Raw genomic sequence first — 2,277 nt, 5'->3', positions numbered from 1 at the left:
AACACGGAAGTTAAGCTCTCTAGCGCCGATGGTAGTTGGGACCTTGTCCCTGTGAGAGTAGGACGTCGCCAAGCAAAAACCTAAGTCGTTTCGACTTAGGTTTTTTTGTGTTTATTTTTATTATTTTAAATTTAAAGGTAAGAATTACCTTTATAAGAATATAGTCCAGATGTAACAAGAATGTTTGTGATCTTATATAAAAAGGTTATATGAAAAGTAGCAATCTAGCTCTTTTAACATAACCTTTTGTGTTTTTAAAGGATTTTACATTAGAAAAAATCTATAATTAAGGTAGTTAACATATATTTTTGATGGGTGTGGGGGATTATGAAAGAAATATGCATGTTATTAGTGGCTGTTATATTATGGGGCACAGCCATTGCGCCAACAAAATGGGCGTTAGAATCTATTCAGCCGTTTACTTTGTTGTTTATTCGTCTTTTCTTTGCAGGTGGAATTTGTATGCTATTCTCATTTAAGCAACTACAAAAATCAGTTGTACATAAAAAAGTTCCATGGAAAAGAATGAGTTTGTTAGCTTTTACCGGTGTAGCTGGTTATTTTATGTTTACATCCTACGGTATTTCTTTAACCAGTGGATTACATGTGAGTATTATAGATGCTGCATTACCATTAGTTACAATTCTTTTTTCAGCACTCTTTTTGAAAGAGAAAATTCGATTGAATTATTGGATAGGAATTATATTGGGTGCTATAGGAGTACTCTTTATTACGATTCCATCTAAAAGTGCTAATCAAGAAGTGTCTTTAATAGGAGATATACTGATATTATTAAGTACTTTTCTATTTGCTTTCTACACAGTTTTGCTAAAACGGCCAAAACAAGAACAGTATTTATCAAACGAGGTTTTTACAACATTAACTTTAATTATTGGAGCTGTTATTCTCTTACCGTTTGCACTGGTAGAAATTTTTTATTACGGTCTCCCAAAAGTTGAAACTTGGAAAACGGGACTTAGTGTAATATACCTTGTTATTGGAGCAACAATTTTAGCATATTGGTTTTGGAATAAAGCGCTAGAGAGAGTTTCAGCATCAGTAAGCGGATTATATTTAAATGCATTACCATTAATAAGTATTGTTACTTCAATTATTCTATTAAATGAATCTCTGACATGGAGAGTAATAATGGGAGCGAGTTTAGTTTTAATCGGAGTAGGATGGGCGGATAAGCAAAAGTTATGTAATCTATTAAAAGGTAACAAGGTGGAGAATAGAGACTGTTAAACAGTATGATTTATATAATTGAAATGTTAAAAAGATACCTTATATATGAGGTATCTTTTTTATTTAGCAAAGATAATAGACTAAAGTTAGTATGGATATTCTTTGCTGTATTTATATGTGTCGAAATCATTTTGAAATATTGTTTGGACAAGTTGTATACATTCAGTATCATAAAAGCTTTCAAAAGTCGGATGACGGGGAAATAAAGGATCAGTAATATCGCCTTCGCTAAAATCCCCTTTATAAATCATGGCGGGAGTTTGATGATGCCATGATGTTGAGAACTCATTTATTGGTGCGGTTTTTAATTCGAAACGCTTTTCTAATTCTTTCATTTCCTGATCGAAGTTTTCTAAGTATATATAATTGGTCACATATTCTTCTTCACCAGCTATATATTGTTGTGTGAAATGTGGGTTAATATCACTTGCGTGAGCTCCTTTCATAAATAGATAGTATAGAAATTGTTTAAATGAGATCCCTTTGGAGGAATTTTCATCTTGATATAAAAACTTTCGGATGGGTTTCCATTCGGGATGTTCCATATAAGGAGGTCCAATTAAGGATACGAAAGAACTGACTGCTCTCCTATAAGGGTTACGAACGAGTTTAAAAGTTTCTTTTTGTTTTTCTCGTAGAGCTATTCCTAGTCGTACACTATAGGTAGGTGTACTTTTGTATATATCATATTCATAATTATGAATGAAAGGACTATAGCTTAGAGCGGTTTGTAATAAATCAATCTGGTAAAAGAACCACTTAGCAAGAGAAGTACAACCGCTTTTTTGACTCCAAAATAGAATGATTGGAAACTTCCTATGATAGTGTGGGCTTCTTGAATGGGAGCTTATGATGTGTAATAAAGAAGGGTTGAACAAGTTCTACACTCCTTTCAGTTATCTTATTGATATGTATGAGAAATAAAAGGGGGGTATGAGAGTCTTTTTCATCTTTTTAAAAAAATGAAAGATTAATATTGACTATTATTATATAGAGGTGTAATATAGGACAAGTCGCCGATGACAATAA

Annotated in this window: 2 protein-coding genes; one reads left to right on the top strand and one right to left on the bottom strand. The window is 32.5% G+C overall.

What is annotated here, in order from left to right; all coding sequences use genetic code 11:
• The first annotated feature begins 327 nt into the window (after positions 1–327).
• A complete protein-coding gene (locus ABWK52_RS02045) occupies positions 328–1,248 on the top strand; it encodes a DMT family transporter (RefSeq protein ID WP_000658284.1) in 921 nt (306 codons plus the stop codon).
• An 86-nt stretch (positions 1,249–1,334) separates the two neighbouring features.
• Here ABWK52_RS02045 and ABWK52_RS02040 read toward each other — a convergent pair whose 3' ends face one another.
• A complete protein-coding gene (locus ABWK52_RS02040) occupies positions 1,335–2,126 on the bottom strand; it encodes a sulfotransferase family 2 domain-containing protein (RefSeq protein ID WP_000483020.1) in 792 nt (263 codons plus the stop codon).
• Positions 2,127–2,277: the final 151 nt, after the last annotated feature.

Source organism: Bacillus sp. AP50, assembly GCF_040492675.1.
GTDB classification, from domain to species: Bacteria; Bacillota; Bacilli; order Bacillales; family Bacillaceae_G; genus Bacillus_A; species Bacillus_A cereus.
The sequence above is the reverse complement of the archived record's forward strand: the minus strand, read 5'-3'. Positions and strand labels throughout refer to the sequence as shown.

What these genes read in the sequence shown, in the direction of transcription:
- ABWK52_RS02045 (WP_000658284.1), top strand. Translation starts at nt 328, where the DNA reads ATGAAAGAAATATGCATGTTATTAGTGGCTGTTATATTATGGGGCACA.